Source organism: Aquimarina macrocephali JAMB N27 (assembly GCF_000520995.1).
In the GTDB taxonomy this organism is placed as follows: Bacteria; Bacteroidota; Bacteroidia; order Flavobacteriales; family Flavobacteriaceae; genus Aquimarina; species Aquimarina macrocephali.
In genome coordinates, this window is sequence record NZ_JACA01000164.1 from 1 (window position 1) to 347 (window position 347).

A 347-nucleotide genomic window follows, 5' to 3' on the forward strand; every position below is an offset into this window, starting at 1 on the left:
TATCTTATTACCGGAGGTATGGGTGGTTTGGGTATTTTATTCACCAAAGAGATCCTTAAGCAAACAACTCATTCCAGTATTATTTTAACAGGCCGTTCTGCATTAACAAAAGAAAAGAGAGCAATCCTGGATGGATTACCGGTACTTAACAATAAGATTGAATACCGGCAATTGGACTTAAGTAGTTCAGATCAGGTAAACCAACTCATAGCTACGATATCCAAAGAGCATACACAACTTAATGGTATCCTGCATTGTGCTGGTATGACATCGGATAATTTCATTCTTAAAAAAACAAGTGATGAATTCAGCAGCGTACTAACTCCCAAAGTTACAGGTACCTTCAA

1 protein-coding gene is annotated in these 347 nt (G+C 37.5%); it reads left to right on the top strand.

Annotated elements, in window-relative coordinates:
- On the top strand, window positions 1-347 hold a 347-nt coding region (locus tag Z054_RS29740; protein WP_035094036.1), incomplete at both ends, for an SDR family NAD(P)-dependent oxidoreductase.